General features: G+C 36.4%; 21 protein-coding genes. 10 read left to right on the plus strand and 11 right to left on the minus strand.

What is annotated here, in order from left to right; translation table 11 throughout:
* Window positions 1-102 precede the first annotated feature (102 nt).
* From EHQ24_RS09745 to EHQ24_RS09755, 3 genes are read right to left on the minus strand one after another with little or no spacing between them, the layout of a single operon-like run.
* Window positions 103-981 (minus strand): VanW family protein, encoded by an 879-nt coding sequence (locus EHQ24_RS09745; protein WP_135601457.1) that lies wholly within the window; start codon window positions 979-981, stop codon window positions 103-105.
* Window positions 971-2,350, minus strand: coding sequence for a hypothetical protein (locus EHQ24_RS19480; RefSeq protein ID WP_135601458.1), 1,380 nt, complete (start codon window positions 2,348-2,350; stop codon window positions 971-973). The genes EHQ24_RS09745 and EHQ24_RS19480 overlap by 11 nt, the downstream gene beginning before the upstream one ends.
* 6 nt (window positions 2,351-2,356) lie before the next feature.
* Complete coding sequence (locus EHQ24_RS09755; RefSeq protein ID WP_135602430.1) at window positions 2,357-3,649, minus strand: discoidin domain-containing protein; 1,293 nt, start codon at window positions 3,647-3,649, stop codon at window positions 2,357-2,359.
* Between the two features lie 228 nt (window positions 3,650-3,877).
* On the opposite strand from EHQ24_RS09755, the gene EHQ24_RS09760 reads away from it, so the two are divergent.
* A complete protein-coding gene (locus EHQ24_RS09760) occupies window positions 3,878-4,444 on the plus strand; it encodes a Crp/Fnr family transcriptional regulator (protein ID WP_135601459.1) in 567 nt (188 codons plus the stop codon).
* Here EHQ24_RS09760 and EHQ24_RS09765 read toward each other — a convergent pair.
* Together EHQ24_RS09765 and EHQ24_RS09770 are read right to left on the minus strand one after the other, a co-directional pair.
* Complete coding sequence (locus EHQ24_RS09765; protein ID WP_244310371.1) at window positions 4,413-5,342, minus strand: type 1 glutamine amidotransferase domain-containing protein; 930 nt, start codon at window positions 5,340-5,342, stop codon at window positions 4,413-4,415. The genes EHQ24_RS09760 and EHQ24_RS09765 overlap by 32 nt on opposite strands.
* Before the next feature lie 167 nt (window positions 5,343-5,509).
* Entirely contained in the window at window positions 5,510-6,547 is a 1,038-nt protein-coding gene (locus tag EHQ24_RS09770; protein WP_244310448.1) for an MBL fold metallo-hydrolase, read from the minus strand.
* A 315-nt stretch (window positions 6,548-6,862) separates the two neighbouring features.
* On the opposite strand from EHQ24_RS09770, the gene EHQ24_RS09775 reads away from it, so the two are divergent.
* Both EHQ24_RS09775 and EHQ24_RS09780 read left to right on the plus strand, forming a co-directional pair.
* A complete protein-coding gene (locus EHQ24_RS09775) occupies window positions 6,863-7,915 on the plus strand; it encodes an SDR family oxidoreductase (protein WP_135601461.1) in 1,053 nt (350 codons plus the stop codon).
* 192 nt (window positions 7,916-8,107) lie between these two features.
* Window positions 8,108-8,707, plus strand: coding sequence for a DUF4269 domain-containing protein (locus tag EHQ24_RS09780; protein WP_135601462.1), 600 nt, complete (start codon window positions 8,108-8,110; stop codon window positions 8,705-8,707).
* On the opposite strand, the gene EHQ24_RS09785 is transcribed toward EHQ24_RS09780, so the two are convergent.
* Window positions 8,689-9,294 carry an alpha-ketoglutarate-dependent dioxygenase AlkB family protein gene (locus EHQ24_RS09785; protein ID WP_135601463.1) on the minus strand — a complete coding sequence of 202 codons (606 nt, stop codon included), beginning with the start codon at window positions 9,292-9,294 and terminating at the stop codon, window positions 8,689-8,691. The genes EHQ24_RS09780 and EHQ24_RS09785 overlap by 19 nt on opposite strands.
* Window positions 9,295-9,442: 148 nt before the next feature.
* Between EHQ24_RS09785 and EHQ24_RS09790 the strand changes: the two genes are divergently transcribed.
* From EHQ24_RS09790 to EHQ24_RS09800, 3 genes are all read left to right on the plus strand, one after another.
* On the plus strand, window positions 9,443-9,679 hold the full coding sequence (locus EHQ24_RS09790; RefSeq protein ID WP_135601464.1) for a hypothetical protein: 237 nt from the start codon (window positions 9,443-9,445) through the stop codon (window positions 9,677-9,679).
* Entirely contained in the window at window positions 9,679-10,821 is a 1,143-nt protein-coding gene (locus EHQ24_RS09795; protein WP_135601465.1) for a suppressor of fused domain protein, read from the plus strand. The genes EHQ24_RS09790 and EHQ24_RS09795 overlap by 1 nt, the downstream gene beginning before the upstream one ends.
* 67 nt (window positions 10,822-10,888) lie before the next feature.
* Window positions 10,889-11,470, plus strand: a complete 582-nt coding sequence (locus EHQ24_RS09800; RefSeq protein WP_135601466.1) for a hypothetical protein — start codon at window positions 10,889-10,891, stop codon at window positions 11,468-11,470.
* Window positions 11,471-11,802: 332 nt separating this feature from the next.
* Here EHQ24_RS09800 and EHQ24_RS09805 read toward each other — a convergent pair whose 3' ends face one another.
* A complete protein-coding gene (locus tag EHQ24_RS09805; RefSeq protein ID WP_135601467.1) occupies window positions 11,803-12,822 on the minus strand; it encodes a synaptic vesicle VAT-1 family membrane protein in 1,020 nt (339 codons plus the stop codon).
* A gap of 77 nt (window positions 12,823-12,899) precedes the next feature.
* Here EHQ24_RS09805 and gcvT point away from each other — a divergent pair, with 77 nt between their 5' ends.
* The 4 genes from gcvT to EHQ24_RS09825 are packed head-to-tail and all read left to right on the plus strand — an operon-like array spanning window position 12,900 to window position 17,721.
* On the plus strand, window positions 12,900-14,012 hold the full coding sequence (gene gcvT, locus EHQ24_RS09810) for a glycine cleavage system aminomethyltransferase GcvT (RefSeq protein ID WP_135601468.1): 1,113 nt from the start codon (window positions 12,900-12,902) through the stop codon (window positions 14,010-14,012).
* Between the two features lie 29 nt (window positions 14,013-14,041).
* Entirely contained in the window at window positions 14,042-14,434 is a 393-nt protein-coding gene (gene gcvH, locus EHQ24_RS09815; protein ID WP_135601469.1) for a glycine cleavage system protein GcvH, read from the plus strand.
* A 15-nt stretch (window positions 14,435-14,449) separates the two neighbouring features.
* Window positions 14,450-17,362, plus strand: a complete 2,913-nt coding sequence (gene gcvP / locus EHQ24_RS09820) for an aminomethyl-transferring glycine dehydrogenase (RefSeq protein WP_135601470.1) — start codon at window positions 14,450-14,452, stop codon at window positions 17,360-17,362.
* Window positions 17,363-17,385: 23 nt separating this feature from the next.
* Window positions 17,386-17,721, plus strand: a complete 336-nt coding sequence (locus EHQ24_RS09825; RefSeq protein WP_135601471.1) for a (2Fe-2S) ferredoxin domain-containing protein — start codon at window positions 17,386-17,388, stop codon at window positions 17,719-17,721.
* A gap of 100 nt (window positions 17,722-17,821) precedes the next feature.
* Here the strand turns inward: EHQ24_RS09825 and EHQ24_RS09830 are convergent, their stop codons facing one another.
* The 4 genes from EHQ24_RS09830 to EHQ24_RS09845 all read right to left on the minus strand — a co-directional run bounded on the left by EHQ24_RS09830 (window position 17,822) and on the right by EHQ24_RS09845 (window position 21,425).
* Window positions 17,822-18,436: a hypothetical protein gene (locus EHQ24_RS09830; protein ID WP_135601472.1), complete on the minus strand. Its 615-nt coding sequence runs from the start codon at window positions 18,434-18,436 to the stop codon at window positions 17,822-17,824.
* A gap of 227 nt (window positions 18,437-18,663) precedes the next feature.
* On the minus strand, window positions 18,664-19,329 hold the full coding sequence (locus EHQ24_RS09835) for a hypothetical protein (RefSeq protein ID WP_135601473.1): 666 nt from the start codon (window positions 19,327-19,329) through the stop codon (window positions 18,664-18,666).
* A gap of 786 nt (window positions 19,330-20,115) precedes the next feature.
* The gene (locus EHQ24_RS09840) at window positions 20,116-20,694 is read right to left on the minus strand and encodes a DUF5063 domain-containing protein (RefSeq protein WP_135601474.1); all 579 of its coding nucleotides are present in this window, start codon (window positions 20,692-20,694) and stop codon (window positions 20,116-20,118) included.
* A 53-nt stretch (window positions 20,695-20,747) separates the two neighbouring features.
* Complete coding sequence (locus EHQ24_RS09845; protein WP_135601475.1) at window positions 20,748-21,425, minus strand: hypothetical protein; 678 nt, start codon at window positions 21,423-21,425, stop codon at window positions 20,748-20,750.
* Window positions 21,426-21,446: the final 21 nt, after the last annotated feature.

Below are 21,446 nucleotides of genomic sequence, written 5' to 3' on the forward strand. Positions count from 1 at the left end.
ATTGCCTTTATGGTAGATAAATTTAGGGGAAGTTCTTGGGTTTGTTTCTGAAAAAACTTTATTTTGACATAACACCCGAAGAATCAGGGGGTTACTTTGTGATTAGTTGTTTCTCCTCGAATCCATCTTGGATTCCAAAAGTGGTTCATACATCATCCAAGCAGTATTTTCTGTTACCAACACATCTTCCAAAATTTCTTTTGTGTCTTTGGAAATTTTTTTTCTACGAATGGTATTCCTTCTGGTATATCCTCCCCAAGGTTCTGCATGAAAACCATGGTACGATTCGTAAACTTGGTATAAAAAAGGTATTTCTATATCTGTTAGCCATTCCCCTTTTAAAAGATCATCCTCAATCCATAGATGCAAAACAAATGGTTGTTTGGTTGTATTTTTAATTTGTAAGTCGATATAATTATAAGACAAAGTGGCACCTGATCCAAAAGGAAGAGTTCTTTCCGAATCAGGAAAAATATCAAAACTATGACGCCACCTTTCTTTTACTTCCAAAGGACTGTGTAAGGTCATCCAATAAATCAAATTGGCCATTTGACAAAGCCCGCCACCTGTACGTTCGATAAAACTACCATTCCGAAGTTGCATTCCCGGCAAATACCCTTTTCTTTTGGTAGGTTTCCCCACAAGATACCAAAACGAAAAGACTTGGTTTGGCTGGAGAATAACTCCATTTAACTTTGAAATGGCGATACTAAGGTTTACCTTCTTGTTCTCTTGGAGATACATGGGTACGTCTTTGAGTTTGCGATAGATGGGAGACGAGTGTTTAAAAACAGAAATAGGATATTTTTCTTTGAATTCAGTCGGAGCGGCTTTATTTGTAGTAAATGATTTTTGTTCCAAAAACCAAATTAGATACCGTTTCCACTGGAAGTAAATTTTACCGAAAAATAAACGTAAGTTCCCTCGATGAACTCTTTGATTCATTCCAAGGATCGGTTTTTTTTTGAAACTAAATCCCATTCGTGTGTTTTCTCTTTATAAAATCAGGACGTTCTTTATAAGGATTTTTCCAAGACTTAGCTACTTGTAAAAGTTTTGAATTTCGTTTTTCTAACAACAAACGGTATTTTTTCCAATCCTCTTCTCGAACGAGTTGGTATTCTCCTAAAGGTCGGATAAAATTAAAAATAGGTTTTTTATTTTCATCTTTGCTAACTAACAAGTTTTCATATCGAATTCCATATACAGCGCGATAAATTTCTGTATTTTGTGGCAATTCAGAAATGGCTTTTGTATCTGGTTCGAAGGAAAGACAGTCTTTGTGAAATTGAAAATGGTAGTATTCGCAAAAACCGTGGTGGGCCACAAGCAAGCCATTGTTTGGTACAGCGGCCATGGATTCACCAGGAATCCACATTTGTTCATAAGAATAACGAAATTGGTTAGGATTTGTAAATAGGGTAAAGATCCAAAGCCCCGCACTCGCAGTCCAAACCAAAATTTGGAAACGATTCCATGGAACAAAAACTTGCACTAAAAGGATCAAACTCAAAAGAATTCGGTATTGTATGTCCGCGAAATGAAAGATAGGAATTAATAATAAAAATCCAAAAAACGCCAAGGCCTTACGCATTCGATAAAACTTTGGTTCTGATTTTCCAAATACCAAAAAAGCCCAGTCCCCAAGAATCCCAAAGCCAGCTAACGAAAAAGCTGCGGACAATGGAAAAATATCTTTATCATGATAAAACCTTCCATTCGGATTTTGAGGGAGTAAAAAAGGAAGGATAATGGCAAAACAGAAAATCACTGGATAGAACTTTTCAGGCATCCAATAGAATACCAAAATCCCAAAGCCAATAAGAGCCACCATGGGATGGAACCAAAGCGCAAATAAGAAAAAGACCGCGGAAGCAATCCAACGCAGGCGAAATCGAAGTAGTGAAGTAGAAAGAAATGAAGAAGAAGATGATTGCGACAACGACGATGATGTTGTTGATGGCGATAGTGTAGTTTTTGAAAAAAATGATGATAATGTTGGAATGGGTGAAGAGAATCCAATACTAAGAATTAAAAACCCTAAGGCCCAACTTTGTTTGGGATATAAAAAACCCAAAACAAAAACCACAATACTAGGTATCCCCAATGAAAGGACTCCAATGCCTTTTTTTGCCTCCATGATTAGGAACCGAGACAGAAAAACAGAAAACACCAGCCAAACGCAAGTTAGAATCTGAAAACCTAATAATGTTTCGTCACTAACTCCGAAAATCCGAAACAATAAAGCAACGATATGAAATACAGGGGAATGGTCTGGTGAATGCAATTTCCCCGATTCTAAAAGGGAAACTGCTTGGACACCATACCAATAAATATCCTTACCAAACAATGGAATTTAGTTTGTAATTTGGACTTTTTTGCCAATCATCTGTAATCCGTTGGCAGACTTTTTCACCGTGAGTGTATCTCCAAAGATAACTGTCGATTTTTCTTCTGTGGTTTCTGCATACGGACTATTGGAATCTAAACTTTGTGTGACTACCTTATGATCCCTTCCAAAAATTTTGATTTTAGCTTCTGTTGCATTGGCTTCAAGCAAAACCCAGGTTCCATCTAATACTCGTTTTTCGGACACATCATCTTTCCAAATCACAAAGGAACCATTGGAACGAAATACATAATCCAATCTACCTTCCGATACATCTCCAAAAACCGCTTTGTTTACAAATCCAGATAGAATGGTATTTTTTGTTTTTGAAATTACAGATTTTTTGAATTCATCTGCATTTTTATCAACTACCGTAAATCGTTTTCCCTTTTCACCGAGTAAGATGATTTCGGCAATGACAGTGTCTTTCCAAGTTTTTCCAGGACGAACCTTTTGAATGGAAAATTTAAACTTTTTACCTGAAAGACTTTTTGGAAAAAAAATCCTTTGTCCCCCTTGTTTGTCTGCCACTTTGATGGAAAAAGAATCTGAATCATTGGATACGAGTAACTCTGTCACGGATCCATTTTTATGAAAAAGTGCATCTAACCTTTGGTAACCGTTAAAAATTTCAATTCCAGATAAATTAATTTCATCCTCTAATTCAATTTCGAAGGATTCACCAACTCCATCAGTAGGGACTCCTTCTACCCAAGCAAAATCGATACTGCCATCAAACAAACTATAGGCGGGATAATTGGGGAGTGTGCTACTTGCAGAAACTTCTCCCACGACTGGTTCAGGATACAATACATCCAATTTTTTTCCATTTTGGAAAAAAGAAACAGTTTGGATCCCATTCCCAGAGTCCGGTAACAAATAAACAACATGCACTCCACTCGATTTTATCTTTTGGGGAGTTTCTTTGGAGCAGTCAAAATTTGTCGCATAACTTCCGTCCTTATAAAAAGCGACATATCCTTTTTTCTCTTTACATTCAACGGAGATTTCATTAAAAAAAGCACGACCGTCCGTTTTTCCGATTTGGTTCCATTTGGCTCCATTCGAGAAAAAAATAGTAATTCCATCCAAACTGGATTCGGGTTTCCAATATTTGCCGGGTTTGAATACATTGATGGGACTTGTGCCTTCAGCTGAAGAGGCAGCTTGGATTCGTTCTATGACAATTGAATTTTCGATTGGACTATTTTTACAAAATAGAATCAGAAAAACCAAAAGTGTTAGGATTATTTTTTTCAAAGGTTGTACCTCGGCAGATTCAAAGAATCCAAAACTCTTTCGATCGAGACAAGTAAAAAATTGACCGATCTTAGATCCTTCTACTGAATCCTTTTTGTTAGATCTCATCGGTTTACTTTTTATGAATGAACCGAAGAAACAGATATCTTTTGTCTGGTCTCTTAAATGATAATTGAAAAGAATCGGTAGACAAACTCTGAACATCAATGAACTTAAAACTCATACCAAATGAAAGTTTTGTTACCCAAAGTATTTGGATCCTCTGAAATCCGTCAGTTTTTTATGACCCACGGCAAGACCATCCAACTAAAGAAAAAAGAAATTTTTGCAAAGAAGGGAATTCCTTCCTATAGCGTGGGTTTGGTTGTTTCAGGAGGATTCAAACTCATTTACAAACATGGGAAAAAAGAATGGATCAAATCCTTTATCTTCGAAGATGGACTTCTGGGAAGTTTACCAAGTATCTTTGAAAACCAACCCATTCCCTATTCCATCATTGCGATTGAACCGAGTGAAGTGATTGTTTTAACAGCAAACGAATTCAAATCAAAAATGGAAAAAGAAAACGGTTATCAAAATTTTCTCATTCAATTTCTTTCGAAATTGTATTTAAAAAAAGAAGAACGGGTAGCCGATTTTTTACTCCTGGAACCTGAAAAAAGATACAAAAAGTTCATTCAAGAATATTATTTTGTTTTAGATCGAATTTCCCAAATAGACCAAGCTGCCTATTTGGGAATCACAAACGTGGCTCTCAGCCGAATCAAAAAGAGGATTTTTTTAGGGAATCCTTAAGGGCATCTAAGTATAGTTTGGTGAACTCTTCTCCTGAGAATGGATTTTGGGAAGTGACTAAGTTTCTATCTCTTATGGCATATCCGCTTGCAGGAAAAATAGAAGATTCGTACAACATTCCGCGTTCTTTTAATAAATCAGAAATTTTTCGAACTTTGGGTTTACCTTTCATCACAAAGGTTTCGATAAACCATTCTTCTATTTTGGTAACAGAATTCACACGATAACCATGAAATAAAAATCCGTCTCCATTGGGGCCAGATGGAAGTGTGATTAATAAAGCTGGTGCATGGCAGACCAAACCGATTGTTTTTTCCTGTTTTTGAAATGTGGAAAGTAAAATGGTAAGATTTGTATCATACAACAAGTCAGTCATAAGCCCCTGTCCACCAGGTATGAGTAAACCTACATAACTTTGATTCTTTTGGATGGCAAGTTCGAGTGAGATTGGTTTTTGAAAGGAATTGAGTGAATTTAAAAAACGAATGGCTTCTTCTTTTTCTTCTTTCGAATTCCAGTATTTATCTTTTAAACTTTCTGGATCAAGTGTAACCTTTTTGCCATTGGGTGTGGCAAACTCTAAATCAAAACCTGATTGGTTCAAACGAATGGCAGGATGGTAAAGTTCGTTTAAGAACACTCCAGTGGGGTGTTTATGATTTTCATCTAACAAAAGTGTATTGGCGGCACTCATAACGATTAAAACTTTTGGTTTTGGTTCTGAGTTTGGAAAGATGGACGAATGGTTTACTACCATAGAAATAATCAATGCCATTGAAAATACGATCCCTCTAAATAACTTAGAAAGGTTAGGTTGGAATCGTTTTAAAAACTGGTTGGAGAAAAAAATAAATTGGTTTTGGTTCCAAGTTTGGTTTTGCATGGTGATGGCTCTCATAATTTTGATCGAATGAGTCCATTACCAAAAAAGTAAGGACTCTTCTAGTAGAGGCCGCAAATCCTGAACTTATTTTTAACCTAAGTTAAAATTTCTAAAAAAGGATACTACTTCCCTCCAAAATTCAAAAACAGAAAGTAGAAGGACTAACAAGTTTTTAGTACTCTCTAAAACAAATCGATGGATTCAAAACCTTGTAACAACTTGATTTCCATTTTTTGTCCTTCCGTTCTTTTTAAAATAGAACTCATATTGGCATCAAAATCATCTCCCAATTGCAGATTGGGTTCTAGTGGTTCCGAAAGGGATTTGAAAAAATTATCCCAATGGATAGGAATGATTAGTTTGGGTTTTAAAGTTTGTATGGTTTGATTCAAATACTCGTCTTGAAAGGAAATGCTTTGAAGAGAAATTTGCGCTATTCCTAAAAACAAAACATCCGCATTGAATTTGTCCAATGCACCTTCTACAAAGTTTGTACTACTTTTGATTAAAATTTTATTTTTTCCATGTTGGATGAAAAAATCAAAAGTTCCTCCTTCGATAAAATCCATAGCTTTTACAGGTTGAATGAGAGGTGATTCAATATTTGGATGATTGGGATCTGTTGCATTTGTTTTGCCAAGGATTCGGAAGGGAGGTGTGTGTTTGGATTCCAAAACAGTGATGGTAAACTTTCCGATTGTGATCGGTTTTCCTGGTATAAACTTTTGCATTTGTTCTGAAGTAAGTCCAGCTCCCGTTCCTACATTGAGAGTGGAAGAAGAACCGTATAATTTCGCCTTTGTTTGTTTGGCGACAAATGGTGCATCCATCACATGATCATAATGGGAATGACAGACAAAAATTGCTTGGAGTCGGTTGATTTTTGCCTTTTCGATGACTGACAAAACTGTCTTAGGATCTGATTCTATTTTGGAAAATGCTGTTTTCCAAATGGATGGTCTAGAAAAAAATCCATCGGTTAAAATTTGAGTTTCTCCATCATCTAACAGAATAGAGGAGGTTCCTAAAAATGTGGCTCGGACTTTTCCTTTTGGAATGGGATCCGTTCCATTATGATGCGGGAAGTAAGAATCGTAATTGGTTAAATTCCCAGAAGGACTAAGGACACAATGGGAAAAAAAGAAAACGAAGGAAACATAGAGAAGGATTGAGGAAAGATTTTGTTTTTTAAGAAGATTTGTTTTCTCTGCCATAACCATCAAAAATATAACAAAGAATCTATCATGGCAAACCATTTCTATTTTGGTGTAAGGTAAGATTTTTAGCGAGAGGGATTTGCAGGACTTGGTCTCGATGCCTGCACAAAGTGCACGCATCGAGACGGGAGCGAACGCGGACTCCGGAAAAGCCCGGGCCCTTGGGCCTCGCCCAAAAAAGAACAGAAATAGAATTATTGATTCAGAAGGATTTATTTTTTGTTTTTGTAGGGATGATTGGAAATTTGATTTCTGTTTTGACAGATTCCTGGGGGGATTTGTCTGCAACATAGGTTGAGGCTTCGTCTAAAGTTCAATATGAAATCTATCAATTCAGAATTACCCGTTGTTGTCACTGGAGGTTCAGGATACATTGCATCTTGGATCGTTAAATATTTGTTAGAAGATGGAAAGAACGTAAGGGCGACAGTTCGCAGCCTAAAAGATACTTCCAAAATTGAACATTTACTCGAGTTAAAAGAAAAGTATAAAGACAAACTCACTTTGTTTGAAGCGGATCTTTTGTTAGATGGAAGTTTTGATAAAGCCATTGAAGGTACAGAACTTGTCATTCATACAGCTTCTCCTTTTTTTGTTGCCGGGATTAAAGATGCACAAAAACAATTAATTGATCCGGCATTACAAGGCACAAGAAATGTTCTTGAATCCTGCAATCGTATTTTGTCTGTTAAGCGAGTTGTTTTAACTTCGAGTGTGGCAGCGATTCATGGAGATAATATCGATTCATTACAAGTTCCGAACCAAACTTTCACAGAAGAACATTGGAATACAACAAGCAACCTGAATCACCAACCTTATGCCTATTCGAAAACTTTGGCTGAAAAAGAAGCATGGGAAATTCAAAAAAGACAATCCCGTTGGGATTTGGTTGTGATCAATCCATCTTTTGTGATGGGGCCATCTCTTTCTAAACGTATGGATGGAACGAGTGTGGAGTTTATGAAAAATATGTTGAAGGGAGTTTTTCGCACTGGTGTTCCTGATACAAAGATGGGATTTGTTGATGTAAGAGATGTTGCAAAAGCACATATTTTGGCGGGTTTTACACCGAGTGCAAAGGGAAGGCATATTACTTCCGCCGAAGTAATGCCGATGTTAGGTGCCGCAAAAATCATTAAAGAAAATTTTGGAAACAAATATTCTGTTCCCACAGGAAATCTTCCTAAGGCTCTGGTTTATGTGATTGGTCCCTTTTTTGGATTATCCTGGGGTTATACAAAAAATAACATTGGCCAACCATTAAATTTAAATAACGAGTTTAGCAAAACAGATTTATCTCTAACCTATCGGCCGTTAAAAGAAACTTTTGTGGATCATGTAAATCAAATGGAAAGTGCGGGATTGTTGTGATTCGATTTTAACAATCCTAATTGGGATACTAGTGAAACTGCGAAGTTTTCTTTAAATTTTTAAGCAAGATTCGATTCCCAAGAGACAAGAGTTAGATTTTATGGTAGGAGTTGGGCCGGGAATGAACCCTCACAAGCCCACCTCCACCACCCATTCAGGGTGGGGGCCGAGACCGAGCGTACGAGACATAATATGCAATCCCTCCAAACCAATCCGTTTCTCGGTACAGACTACTTACAGTTCGGTAATTCCAAACAACAGGCATTGGCAAAGGATTTAGAAGAATGGAAAATTCTAAAATCTCTACATGGTTTTAAACCGACTCTCGTCGGAACAATTCCTTTGGATATCGATACGGATTCTAGTGATGTAGATATATTAGTTAAATTTAATATTCCTGCTCATTTACAAAAGATTTGTTATGCTAAGTTTCGCAATTTACCAAACTATAGTTTTTCTGAAAAAACAGTTGCACTTCGAGTCACTTTGATTTGTCGATTTGAAACTAAAAATTTTCATTATGAAATCTTTGGACAATCAGTGGAACCAACTGAACAATTTGGATGGATACATATGATGGTAGAAAATCGATTTTTAACATTGGCGGATCCAACATTCCGAGAGGAAATTCGTAATTTAAAAAAACAAGGTATCAAAACAGAACCTGCCTTTTGTCAAATTTTGGATTTAAAGGGAGATCCTTATAAAACATTAGTTTTATGGAATCAAAAATCGGATGAACAGTTTAAAGAACTACTTTTGCAAAGAGGGTTTCAAACCATTCCAAACTGACGAAAGGTCAAATTAATTCTTGGTCGTTTGATCTTCATTGCTTTAGGAAGGGAATGCAACCAAAACCTTTGGATGACATCTTTCATTAAAAGCAAACTCCCATGTTCTAACTGCAACTCCACCTGCTCTCCCGTTTTTTTATGTTTGTATCGAAAGATTCGTTCGGCTCCCAAACTTACTGATGCAATTGTTGAATTAGGACGTAAAGATGTTTCGTCATCGCTATGCCAAGCCATCCCTTCACTTCCATCATGATATAAATTCAAAAGGCAGGAGTTGAACTTTTCTTTCGATGCCAACTCCACCTTCGTTTTTAATTCTAAAAGTGCAGGAGACCAAGGTAAGGCAGTTTTTGTAGTTCCCGAATACCGGTAAGAAAATCCTTTTTCCGCATACCAAGCCACACTTCGTTTGGTGGTGATGTGTTTTCCATAGAGGATGGCTTCATCTGGTTTCCATTCGATCCCGTCCAGAAGGGAGAGAAAAAACAGATCTGCTTCCTCGGTGGGGAGAAAATCCCGGATGTACAACAAAACCCCATCATAAGGTAAAAGATTTTCGGATTCAGTTCGGTGAAATAAGTGCATGGATTTCGAAATGGGTGGCCTGAAAAAAGTAAGTCACTGTAATTTTTCACCGACTTACCAAAGAAATCCAATGAAAATCGACACCGACTGTCGAAACAGCCTAAAATTTTAGTTGGTTTCCCTTGGAGACCAAGGAATCTATACTCGTATGACCCCAACACGCACGATTCAATCTTTCATCGACGCTAAAAAGGAAAACCAATCTCCTTCGGAAGAAGTTTGGAACTCACTCAAAGGTTACAGGAAGTGGAACGAACCAGAACTCATTGGTCTAAGAAATGCCTCTGGTTATTATCCTGATATTTATTTTGAAACGGGAATGGATGAAACCATATCCAAATTGCTCGCAAAATTCCAAGAGAGAATTGTACCGCATAAATTTTAATGAATCCCATTACCCCTAAAGTTTTATACCAAGAAGCAAATCCTTACGGTTCTTTTACTGCCTTTTTAGAAGATGATGGAAGAACCATTTATTTATACTTACAATCACATAACAACCCTGAGTGGCCAATGAAAACACTTTGGGTTCGTAACTTAATTGATGCACCCGACGCCCGTGTGGATGAGGATTTTGATGTTGGTCTTGCTCCCGTGTTAACCAAATCAGAAATCACAGATCCAAATGCACAAACTTCTCTTACCGAAGACCAAATCCATTTTATTTGGTCAGAAGAAGGTGATGGAGTGGCATTGTTTGTGGAAGAAGAACTTCAAGCTTATCTTCCTTCTTGGTCAGGGATCAAAGGGATTCATGGATATGCAAAGTTTGCAAAAGAAGAAGCCCCTACTGCCTCTCCCCTTGGTGATCCAGAAAACGGAGTGATTGCCGAACGAGTGCGGGCCAATCGAAAATTTTGGGAATCTGTTGCTGAAAAAGATCATTGGAAGAAAGCACAAAAACTGAGATTGGATTTTTTAGAATCAAAACTTGGGAAACATGAAAAGTATTGGTCTGCTGATGGCGGAAAGTATCCTTCTTTAGGAATCGCATCTTTTTTACCGAAAGAATTTCCTGGGATCAAAATCTTTTCCACGATTGGGATGAGTGTTCAAAACCAACCATCCATTGAACTCTATCATAAAGATTATGAAAACTTTTCAAGAATCGAACTCGTATTTGCCATCCAACTTCTAAAAGATACAGAAGATAAATCAGAAACATGGATCCAACATGTACTCGGAGAAATGGTAAAGTTTCCTTGGAACACAGGAATTTGGTTTGGACATTCACATACAATTCAAAATCCAAGAAAAGATCCTGACCAACTCTATCTAGACTTCAATTGGTTCGTTCTACGTAACGTCACAGACGAAATAGAGCAAGGTTCTAAGGAATCACTACCAAACCTTCACGGACTCACTACGGAGAATGGGAAACGCGCTAATTTTCTTGTATTAACACCCATCGCAACAGAAGAACGAATTTGTTTTATGCGAGAAGGTTCTGCAAAATTTTGGGAAACGTGGAAAAAAGAAGGATATAGTTTCTTTCACGACAGCGAACGAAGGATGTTAGAATTCTAATTTTCTAGATTTTAATTTTAAAAAAATCCGATTCAAACTCTAAAATCTGACCGTTACTCTAAATGATATGGCAGAGACGTATACAAAGTACTTCAATTTAGAGTTTGAACCCTTTTCTTTAGAACGAATCCTCGAAGAAAAACAAGAATCTTCCGGATTTTTCCTCTCTACCGTATTCCAAAAGCGGTTTTCAGAAGAAGTGAACCTCAAACGCCACGAAGATCAGAAACTTTGGATCCAAACCAAAAATCTTCGTTACGTTGTTTTAGATGGGATTCAGAAAATTTCTGATGAAAATGGAAGACTCGAACCAACCAATATCCTCTACTTACTTGTATTTTTTGATTTTAATTCCATCACTGAGTATGGATTCGAAGATGTTTGCAACGTTCTCATGAAACGATATGATCTCCCTTCTCTCATCTTAAAAATGCCTGATACAGACCATTTAGAGATCTGGGGCAAGGATCATTCGCGTAAAAGTTATAAAAACGTAGTGCATCCTAACATCGAATCACTGATGAAAGCACTCTTTGATTCGATCAATAAGAAGGATCATTTCCAATTTATTGGCATGGAAAGAGCCAATTCAGATAAAAAATCGGGATTTTTGATGAGTCGTAGGGGTTTTACAAAGGCAATTGCCTAAATTTCGTCTGACTTTACCTCTATAAATGAAAAAACCCGCAGGTTTTGCGGGTTCACACAATCTTACTTCGATAGTTTCGAAGGAAGAATCGAATCTAAGTTATTTCTTAGATTTTTTCTTTGCAGCTTTTTTCTTAGCGGCTTTCTTTTTTGCGGCTTTCTTTTTAGCAACCATTGTGATCGTCCTTATCTTTTGATTTCAAAACACGGCTGTCCTTGGCAAACAGAGAGTGAATTGATACGACATAATTAAATCATATCAATTTTAATGTAAAGAAATTTTATTTTTTGCATGAATTTTTATTCAAAATAAAAAACAGACTAATACACATTCTACGAAACTGTGATAACGATCTTACCAATTGTTTGTCCCGATTGAAATGTACGGAGTGCATCGTGTATCGAATCAAAGGTAAACTCATACCCAATGGTTTGTTTTGGTAGTGATAACATCATTAAATCGGAAAAATGTTTTCGAAGTTCATCAATTTCATTCCACAACCATATTAAATTGAATCCCATCACCGATTTATTGTCTGAAATCATGGATAATGGATCAATTTTTGGTCTTGTGAGGTAAGAATATGCGATGGATAACCAATTTCGGAATGAATGTGATGGTGTGAAGTTCGCACTGCCATAGGTAACAAGTCTTCCCATTGGTGCCAAGAGATCATAACTGTCGTGAAAATAACGACCACCTAAACATTCTAAAACTATTTTTAACGGATGTTCTGATAAAATTTTCCTCATCTCTTGTTTAAATTTAGGAGATCTAATGAGAAAATAATCATAACCAACGTCTTTTAAGATAGAAAACTTAACGGAATCACCAACAAGACCGATGGTAATTGCTTTTTTTTTCTTCGCAATATGTCCTGCCATGATTCCGACACCACCAGCAGCACTATGAATCAGAACATGATCTCCTTCTTTCACTTGTCCGAGTGGAACGAGTGCATAGTATGCAGTGAGTGCTTGTACCACAAATGCAGCGCCATCTTGCATCGACCAACCCTTAGGCAGAGGGAATACTGTTTTTTCTGAAATGTTTAGATGAGTTGCGTATGCGCCAAACCTTGTCACACCAAACACAGAGTCGCCGATCTCAAAATCCTTAACTTTTGGGCCTTTTTTCACGATTTTTCCTGCAAATTCCAATCCGGGAATGAAACTTTCCTTTGGAGTTGCTGAGTACAAACCATAAATTGCAAATACATCGGCAAAGTTCAGACCAATGGCTTTCACTTCAACGGTAACTTCATCACCTTCTGGTTCACTTAGTGATTCTGATTTCCTTTGCAGATGATCTAGTGATCCGGTTTTTTCAATGCGGTAGACTTCTCTTAACATAATATCTTAAAAAAAATTCTATTCCATAACGATGAAACCATTTTTCCATGGTTCCAGAGTCTGAATGAGAGAGTGCCGTGGAATTAAAACAAACCCCTTTACATACAATCCATAAAGAAATGGGAGCCAAGATGGTTCCTTTTGGCGGTTGGGACATGCCTGTGCAATATACGGGGATCATCCAAGAACATTTAACTACAAGATCCGCTGCGGGACTCTTTGATGTATCCCATATGGGTGAAATTTTTGTCACAGGGAACGAAGCCGATGTTCTTTCTTTCTTAGAATCAGTCACTTGTAACACCATCACTGGGATGAAAGTAGGCCAAGTGCAGTACAATGCAGTGGTAAATGAAAATGGTGGGCTTGTGGATGATATCACTGTTTATAAATTCAGTGATTCAAAGTATATGATTTGTTCGAATGCATCCAATTATCCAGCAGTAACAAAACATTTAGAAACATATAAAAAAGGGAACGTTACTGTTGTTGATGATAGTAAAAACTGGCATCAAATTGCATTACAAGGCCCAAAAGCAGATGAAATTTTTTCTAAGTATCTTGGTAAGGATTTAAGTTCTATCCTCTATTATCATTTTGAAGAAATGAATTGGAAAGGTGAAACCATCATCGTATCTCGCACAGGTTATACGGGAGAAGATGGATTTGAAATTTATACATCCAACACACTCGGTGTCAACATTTGGAAAGATTTGTTAGAAATTGGAAAAGATTTTGGTCTGGTTCCTGTAGGTCTTGGCGCTCGTGACACACTAAGACTTGAAGCAAAATACCCGCTGTATGGCCATGAACTGAATGCAGAATGGACTCCTGTAGAATCCGGAATCAACTTTATCGTCAAAGAAAAACCTGCCCCTTACTTGGGATATACGCGCATCATTGCGGATAAAAAGAATGGTCCCAAACGAAAAGTTGTGGGGATTCGCCTTTTAGAACCCGGTGTTTTACGAGAAAATTTCCCCATTTTCTCTGCAGATGGGAAAGAAATTGGCAAATCCACATCTGGAACCCACTCACCCAGCAGGAAAGAATCCCTAGGACTTGCCATTCTCGACACCGAATTCGCCAAAAACCAAATGGAAGTATTTGTGGAGATTCGTGGACAAAAGAAATTGGCTAAAGTAGAGACTGGTGCCTTCATCCAAGGCAGTGTCCGAAACAATCGCTAAACCGAGAGTAGAATCGAAGAGGAAAAATCATGGCAGATACACAAGCAAGAGATGGATATTATTATACTGAAAAACATGAATGGGTCAAAGTCGAAGGTGACGTGGCTCTGATTGGAATCACTGACTTTGCACAAAATGCACTAGGTGATATTGTATTCATCGACCTTCCTAAACCAGGAAAACAAATCAAATCCAAAGACAGTCTAGGAACCATTGAATCGGTCAAAGCTGCCGAAGATTTGTATTCACCCATTTCTGGTGAAGTGGTAGAAACAAATGCAAGTCTTGGTTCCAACCCAGCTGCAGTGAATGCGGAACCATTTGATACTTGGATGGTAAAATTAAAAAACATCCAAACATCCGAACTCGGAAATCTTTTATCCGCAGCGCAGTACAAAGAATACGTATCGAAATTAGATTAACAGGAGTTTTCTAAAGTGAGTTCCCAAAAGCCTACATCACCTCTCCATTCCCCTTACGAAGAAACATTAGAACCAAGTGATACCTTTCTCCGTCGCCATGTCGGTGTAACAGAAGAAACTGTTTCTTCGATGCTTAGTACCATTGGTTATAAGGCTTTGGATGATCTAATCAACGATGCGGTTCCGGAAAACATTCGGTTAAAAAAGGAACTCAACTTACCAAATCCGATTGGAGAATACGCTCTCCAAAGAGAACTTAAGAAAATTGTTTCTAAAAACAAAATCTACAGATCTTATTTAGGACTTGGTTATTATTCTTGTATCACACCTGCCGTGATCCAAAGAAATATTTTGGAAAATCCAGGTTGGTATACGGCTTACACTCCTTACCAAGCAGAAATTGCCCAAGGTCGTATGGAAGCCCTCATCAACTTCCAAACCATGATCACTGATTTAACAGGAATGGAAATTGCCAATGCATCTCTTCTAGATGAAGGGACAGCTGCGGCAGAAGCCATGAACATGCTTTTCTCTTTAAAAGAAGATTCACAAGGAAAATCATTCTTTGTATCACAATCGGTTCATCCACAAACATTGGATGTGATCCGTACTCGTGCGATTCCACTCGGAATCAATATTGTTGTTGGTTCATTTAAAAAGATGGTTCCTTCCAATGATTTTTTTGGAGCGATAGTACAATATCCTTCTACTGATGGAACCATTTACGACTTTAGTGAATTTATAGAAAACCTCCACAAAGTGGGAGGAAAAACCGTTGTTGCTGCTGATCTATTAGCACTTACCATTTTAAAAGCACCTGGTGAGATGAATGCCGACGTGGTTGTAGGAACCACACAACGATTTGGATTGCCACTTGGATTTGGTGGTCCACATGCCGGATACTTTGCTACCAAAGAAGAATACAAACGAAATATGCCAGGCCGCCTCATTGGAGTATCCAAAGATTCGCAAGGAAAACCTGGTTACCGCCTAAGCCTTCAAACACGAGAACAACACATACGCCGCGACAAAGCAACTTCTAACATTTGTACAGCGCAAGTGTTACTTGCTGTTTTATCTTCTATGTATGCAGTTTATCATGGGCCAAAAGGTTTAAAACAAATTGCATCACGAGTCCACCGGATGACAACGATCCTTGCCACTGGTCTTGAAAAACTCGGATACAAAATTATTTCTAATCCTTACTTTGATACCATTCGTGTGGAATTGTCTAAAATTTCCTCTGCAGAGATCATTCACTATGCAGAAGAAAGAGAAATCAATATCAGACAGGTTTCTGGTCATGTGATCAGCATCTCTTTAGATGAAACAACAAACCTAAAAGATATAAACGACCTTCTTGAAATTTTTAATGAAAACAAGGCGCTTCATTTTCCACTAGAAGATCTAACTAAAAAAGAAGAATGGAAAATTCCTGAATTATTAGAAAGAAAATCACAATATCTGACTCATCCTGTCTTCAACAGTTTCCATACAGAAACAGAAATGTTAAGATACATTCGTAGGCTGGAATCAAAAGATTTATCTCTGACTACATCCATGATTGCACTTGGTTCCTGTACCATGAAACTCAATGCATCGACTGAGATGTATCCTGTTACTTGGCCTGAACTTTCTAATATCCATCCTTTTGTTCCTGAAAACCAAACAGAAGGATATAGAACACTTTTTAGCCAATTAGAAAAATGGCTTTGTGAAATCACTGGGTTTGCTGAGGTTTCTCTCCAACCTAACGCTGGTTCGCAAGGAGAATATGCAGGTTTACTTGCCATTCGAAACTACCACCAAAGCCGTAATGATATGCATAGAGACATTTGTCTCATTCCTATTTCTGCCCACGGAACGAATCCCGCCTCCGCAGTGATGGCTGGGTTCAAAGTGGTTCCAGTGAATTGTGATTCCAATGGAAACATCGATGTAGATGACCTAAAGAAAAAAGCAACCGAATACAAAAACAGTTTAGGTGCCCTTATGGTAACCTATCCTTCCACACATGGTGTGTTTGAAGCTTCCATCAAAGAAATTTGCCAAACCATCCATGACAATGGTGGGCAAGTGTATATGGATGGAGCCAATATGAATGCACAAGTAGGTCTCACAAGACCTGGCGATATTGGTGCTGATGTTTGTCATTTAAACCTTCATAAAACTTTTTGTATTCCACACGGTGGTGGTGGGCCAGGTGTTGGACCAATCGGTGTTGCCGAACACTTAGCACCTTTCCTTCCTGGGCATAGCCTTGTAGAAAATGGATCAAATAACAGCCAGTGGGCGGTCTCTGCTGCTCCTTGGGGATCTGCATCCATCATTGTGATTTCTTGGGCATACATTGCCATGCTCGGATTTGAAGGATTACAATTTGCTACAAAGATTGCCATTCTCAATGCAAACTACATTGCTAAAAAATTAGAATCTTCCTTCCCAGTTTTATATCGTGGAAACAAAGGTCTTGTAGCTCACGAGTGTATTTTGGATATGCGTGGATTTAAAAAAGGCAGTGGTGTAGAAGTAGAAGATATCGCCAAACGACTGATTGACTACGGATTCCATTCGCCTACCATGTCCTTCCCTGTTCCTGGAACTCTTATGGTAGAACCTACAGAATCAGAATCAAAAGAAGAACTCGACAGGTTCATTGATTCTATGTTAGCGATTGCAAAAGAAATCAGTGATATTGAATCTGGTGTTCTTTCTAAAGAAGATAACCCTCTTAAAAATTCTCCTCACACGGCAGATATGGTCATTAGTGATTCTTGGAACCATTCCTATCCAAGAGAACGAGCGGCTTACCCATTACCTTGGTTACGCACACGTAAATTTTGGCCAAGTGTTGGTCGCGTGGACAATGTGTACGGAGATCGCAACCTGGTTTGTTCTTGTATTCCCATGGAAGACTACGCGGTTTAGAAAATTAAGGAAAAGAGAAACCAATGTTTTATGAAAAACATGTTTTTGTCTGTGAAAACCAAAGGGCACCCGGCGAACGGGTGTCTTGCGGAAACCAAGGTTCCATCGAACTATTAAAACTCCTCAAACAAAAAGCTGCCAAAGCAGGAATCGAATACAAGTTTCGAGTTCAAAAATCTGGCTGTTTGGATCGTTGTGAACTTGGGCCCATCCAAGTTTCTTACCCGGAAGGGAAATGGTTTGCTATGAAAACCGAAGCCGATGTAGAAACTATTTTACAATATTATCTGAAAACCAACCAACCAGAAAAATACAAACACCTAGTCGTTGCAGATGATGCAGTGGCGGAAGAGAAATAGAGAAAGTGGATTCAGGTTAAGGATTATTTTATCTGATTTTTACTGAACAAAACCAATCTCCATTCCAAACAAAAAACAGAGATTGGATTTCTATTTATAATCATTCGGTTGGGTAAAGTTTGTCTCTATAGATATCATTAACAAAATTGTCTGGAACATTTTGATTTGTAATATAATTCAATCTTCTGAATGGCATTACAAAAAGTAGTAACCCTTGTCTAACTTCAATGACATCGTTTTCATAAGTATATCTCTTAATTTCTTTTCCCTGATTGAATGCAACGAATTCAGTTTTTCCGTTTATCTCTCCGAAAATGGGAAACATTGTACCGGAAAGGACAAAAAGAGTGGCAGTCAAATAGAGAGAAACATTTGGTTGCACTCTAGTAGTTACTTCAATATTGACTAAATTTTTACTTTTAATTTTGCTAACATCATCAAGACCATCCACGTAAACAGTAAACTTGTTTATGCAATTACAGCCAGCAATGATATTTGTAAATACTTGTTTATTCGCTTGATGAACTGCATAACTGACTTCCGAACGTTCATTAATTGCGTTGTAGTGGTTAAAATATAGTATGAAATCTACGTTCGCGATTTTTTTATCAATTTTTGCAGGATTATATGCAGGGTAATCGTTTTTTAAGTAAGTAATACACTGACTTAGAAAACTCATAAGAAAGACTAAACCTATTATTTTGAGATATTTCATTTTGTACCTTTATTTGTTTTTACTTAAAAGATTGGTAAATTTCGAAAGAGTCAAGATTTTAATTCTGAAATGAATTTTATTCCTTTCTGTTTTAATGGGAAACATGCTTCCCCAAATTGGGAAAGCAATTCCAACGAATCGAAATATGCTCGCCCTAAATCTAACACCGAGCATTAAAGAGAATGCATTTCTTAACAGTTAGCACAAGTTAAACGAATTTTTGAAAACTAACGAAGGATTGATTTCAAATCTAAATTTATTTTATACATAACTTTTTTCATTAGCATAGGATGTATTTTTGAGGAAGTAGTTAGGTTGTAATACAAACCAATATAATTGGTCTCATTTTCAAGGTAACTATTATTGAAAATAACTCCTCCTGATTTATTTTTAATTATAATTTCTAGATTTAAAATACACTCTGTCTTAAAAATCGGCGCGCCAAAATACCACGTAAATACTCCAAAAAGTCCCAATCCATACGTAGTATTATATCTATTACATGTATAGGTATTAATTTTTCCAAAAATATTGAAATCTTCATTATCGGAAGTATTTTCAGAAATAAAGATCTTTTTAAACTGATATTGGTTAGCCAATTCTTTTTTGATAATATCAGCTATATAGTATTTGATCGGTGAATTTACGCTTAATGTATCTGCCTCAGGAAAATTCAATTTGGCTCCAGCTGAAAAAACCAAAGGGATCATGGCAAGTATTGAATCATCCTTATTTTCACCTTTTCTAAGGTCTTCAAAGATAAAAATTTTTGCCGTTTTATTTATACTAATTTTATCATAATCAAGATGATTTAATTCGTAGTTTTCTATTGGAATTGTCATACACGAAAGTGTGGTAAGCAAAATCGCGATGTATTTTAATTGGTTTATCATTTTATTTGCCCTAGATTATATTTTTTCGATCCCGAATAATGAATATTATGTGACTTTAATTTGCCTAGTATTTAACTACATCACATCCTATAAATTTTGAATATTCCAATATAGATTCTAGACTTTTATTGACTTCGCTTGGTAGCTCTAGGCGTAGCAGACTTCCACTTTTAGTAATTATTGAGATATTTGTCTTCGAAATTACTTCTAGTTGTCCGTTTTCAAGTCTCAATAAATCAATGGAATAGTCTTTATGAAATGCGAAAAAAGATTCTAACAGAAGTATGTTACTTGTGTCATGAATAAATTCATCAAATGGTAGGAAAAAAGAATTATCATAATTCTTGTGAAACAAATTATATAAGTGCTCAGGGCAAGATACGTTCCCAAATTGGACTTTGTCTTTATAGTCTATTGAATCGCAGAAGTCATATTGGTCTAAAACAAACGAAAAGTAGGATTCAGAACATAGTTTTGGATATTTTTGTTTAAAATTTTCGCAAACTTCCAAAGGTAAAGTGACGGAATTTGATTCACATTTAAAAATATAAATAGGTTCAAATGATTTATCGGAAAGTATTGACTTTGAGATTTTCAATTCATTAATTACCGATGCTTTTTCTCTTATGTAATAAGCGTTACCAACAGTATATATAAATAGAATAGTATAGATTATTATGAGAAAGGATACTAGGATTATTGTAAGTTTGTATATCTTTTGTTTCATTTAAGTAATGTCGTAAAACGGACTAGCGGAGACGTGAGTGAATATTTTTTCATATAAATTCAAATAGGATATTTTTTCCCATCATAAATAAAATAGTGAAGGTATCTTAGCGCATCAATACAATGTTTTCCCCAATGATGGAGAAAACTCCATTTTAAAGTCCAAAGACCATCTTCAACAATTTCGTTACTTTCTAGTGATTCAATTTTGGTTATTTGAGTTTTTAAATCACGATAGATATCTGACATGTCATCATCTAGCCAACCTTGAACTGGCATCTTGTCTTCTTCTCTCCATCCTAAACTAGGTACACCATTAGTTTCAGAGTATGTAGGATCAAAAATTTCCCAATACAAAGAACCCTCTTTTAAATTTGAAATCAGTGAACAATTTAAATTTTTGAAATATTTATCGTCATCTAGGTTATTTTCATCATTAAAGTGATTTAAAGGAATTGAATCAAATAAGTGACCAGATAAATATAAATTAATTAAGTTTTCATGTAATTTAGGATAAAAGTCAGTTAGAGGGATATTTTGATTTTCCAATAATTCAATAAAACTCTTTGCATTTAACAACATCGTTTTTGTTGTTTCTTTTTTTAAAAAGCCAAGTATTTCACCCGATATCTTATTCATTTTTAACTAAACTATTAATTTTTACTAATGCAATTATGCGAATGTCAGCAATTCTAAAATTCGATTTTAGTTTTTTCACCTTCGACAGTCACTTCATATATTACGTATAAATCACCTTCTTTTTCAATTGAATAACTGTTTCCATAGAGGGTGTTTGAATATATATTTTTGAAATCACCATTTCCAAGAACGTCAAAAATGACTAATGTGTCAGTGTCGCAACATCCTCCATTAACAATTAATTTTTCTCCTTGTAAATTTGCAATAGAACCTAAATAAACATTCTGGTAATTTATACTTTTAACATTATCTTCATTATCAAATATTTTCCATGAATTTTTTGTCTTTATCCAAAGTTGAGAACCATTAACGATATCACTTGAAGAATCAAATCCTAAATGATGAACCAAAACAAGATTATCTTTTATTCTATTAAATTTTAGATTGGTTTTGGTATTTTTAATAAATGAAATGATTTTTGGTATATCACTTTCTACATATGAAGTCTTTTCGCCTCTAATTCTATCAATTACGAATCTTTGATAGTGGAAAGAGGCAATATCTTCTAACAATTTTCCTTCTTCTGTTAATAAATCTTCTTCCTTTATATACTCTTTTAACCATTCTACATGGAAAGTCGGGCTAGAGCTTGCAATGGTTTTCTTACAATTATTAAATATTGTAAATACAATCAATGTAAGAATGAATATTATTGGAATCTTTTTTGTCATATATACTTTCCTTATTTTTTT

It is taken from the genome of Leptospira noumeaensis, assembly GCF_004770765.1.
Lineage (GTDB): Bacteria > Spirochaetota > Leptospiria > Leptospirales > Leptospiraceae > Leptospira_A > Leptospira_A noumeaensis.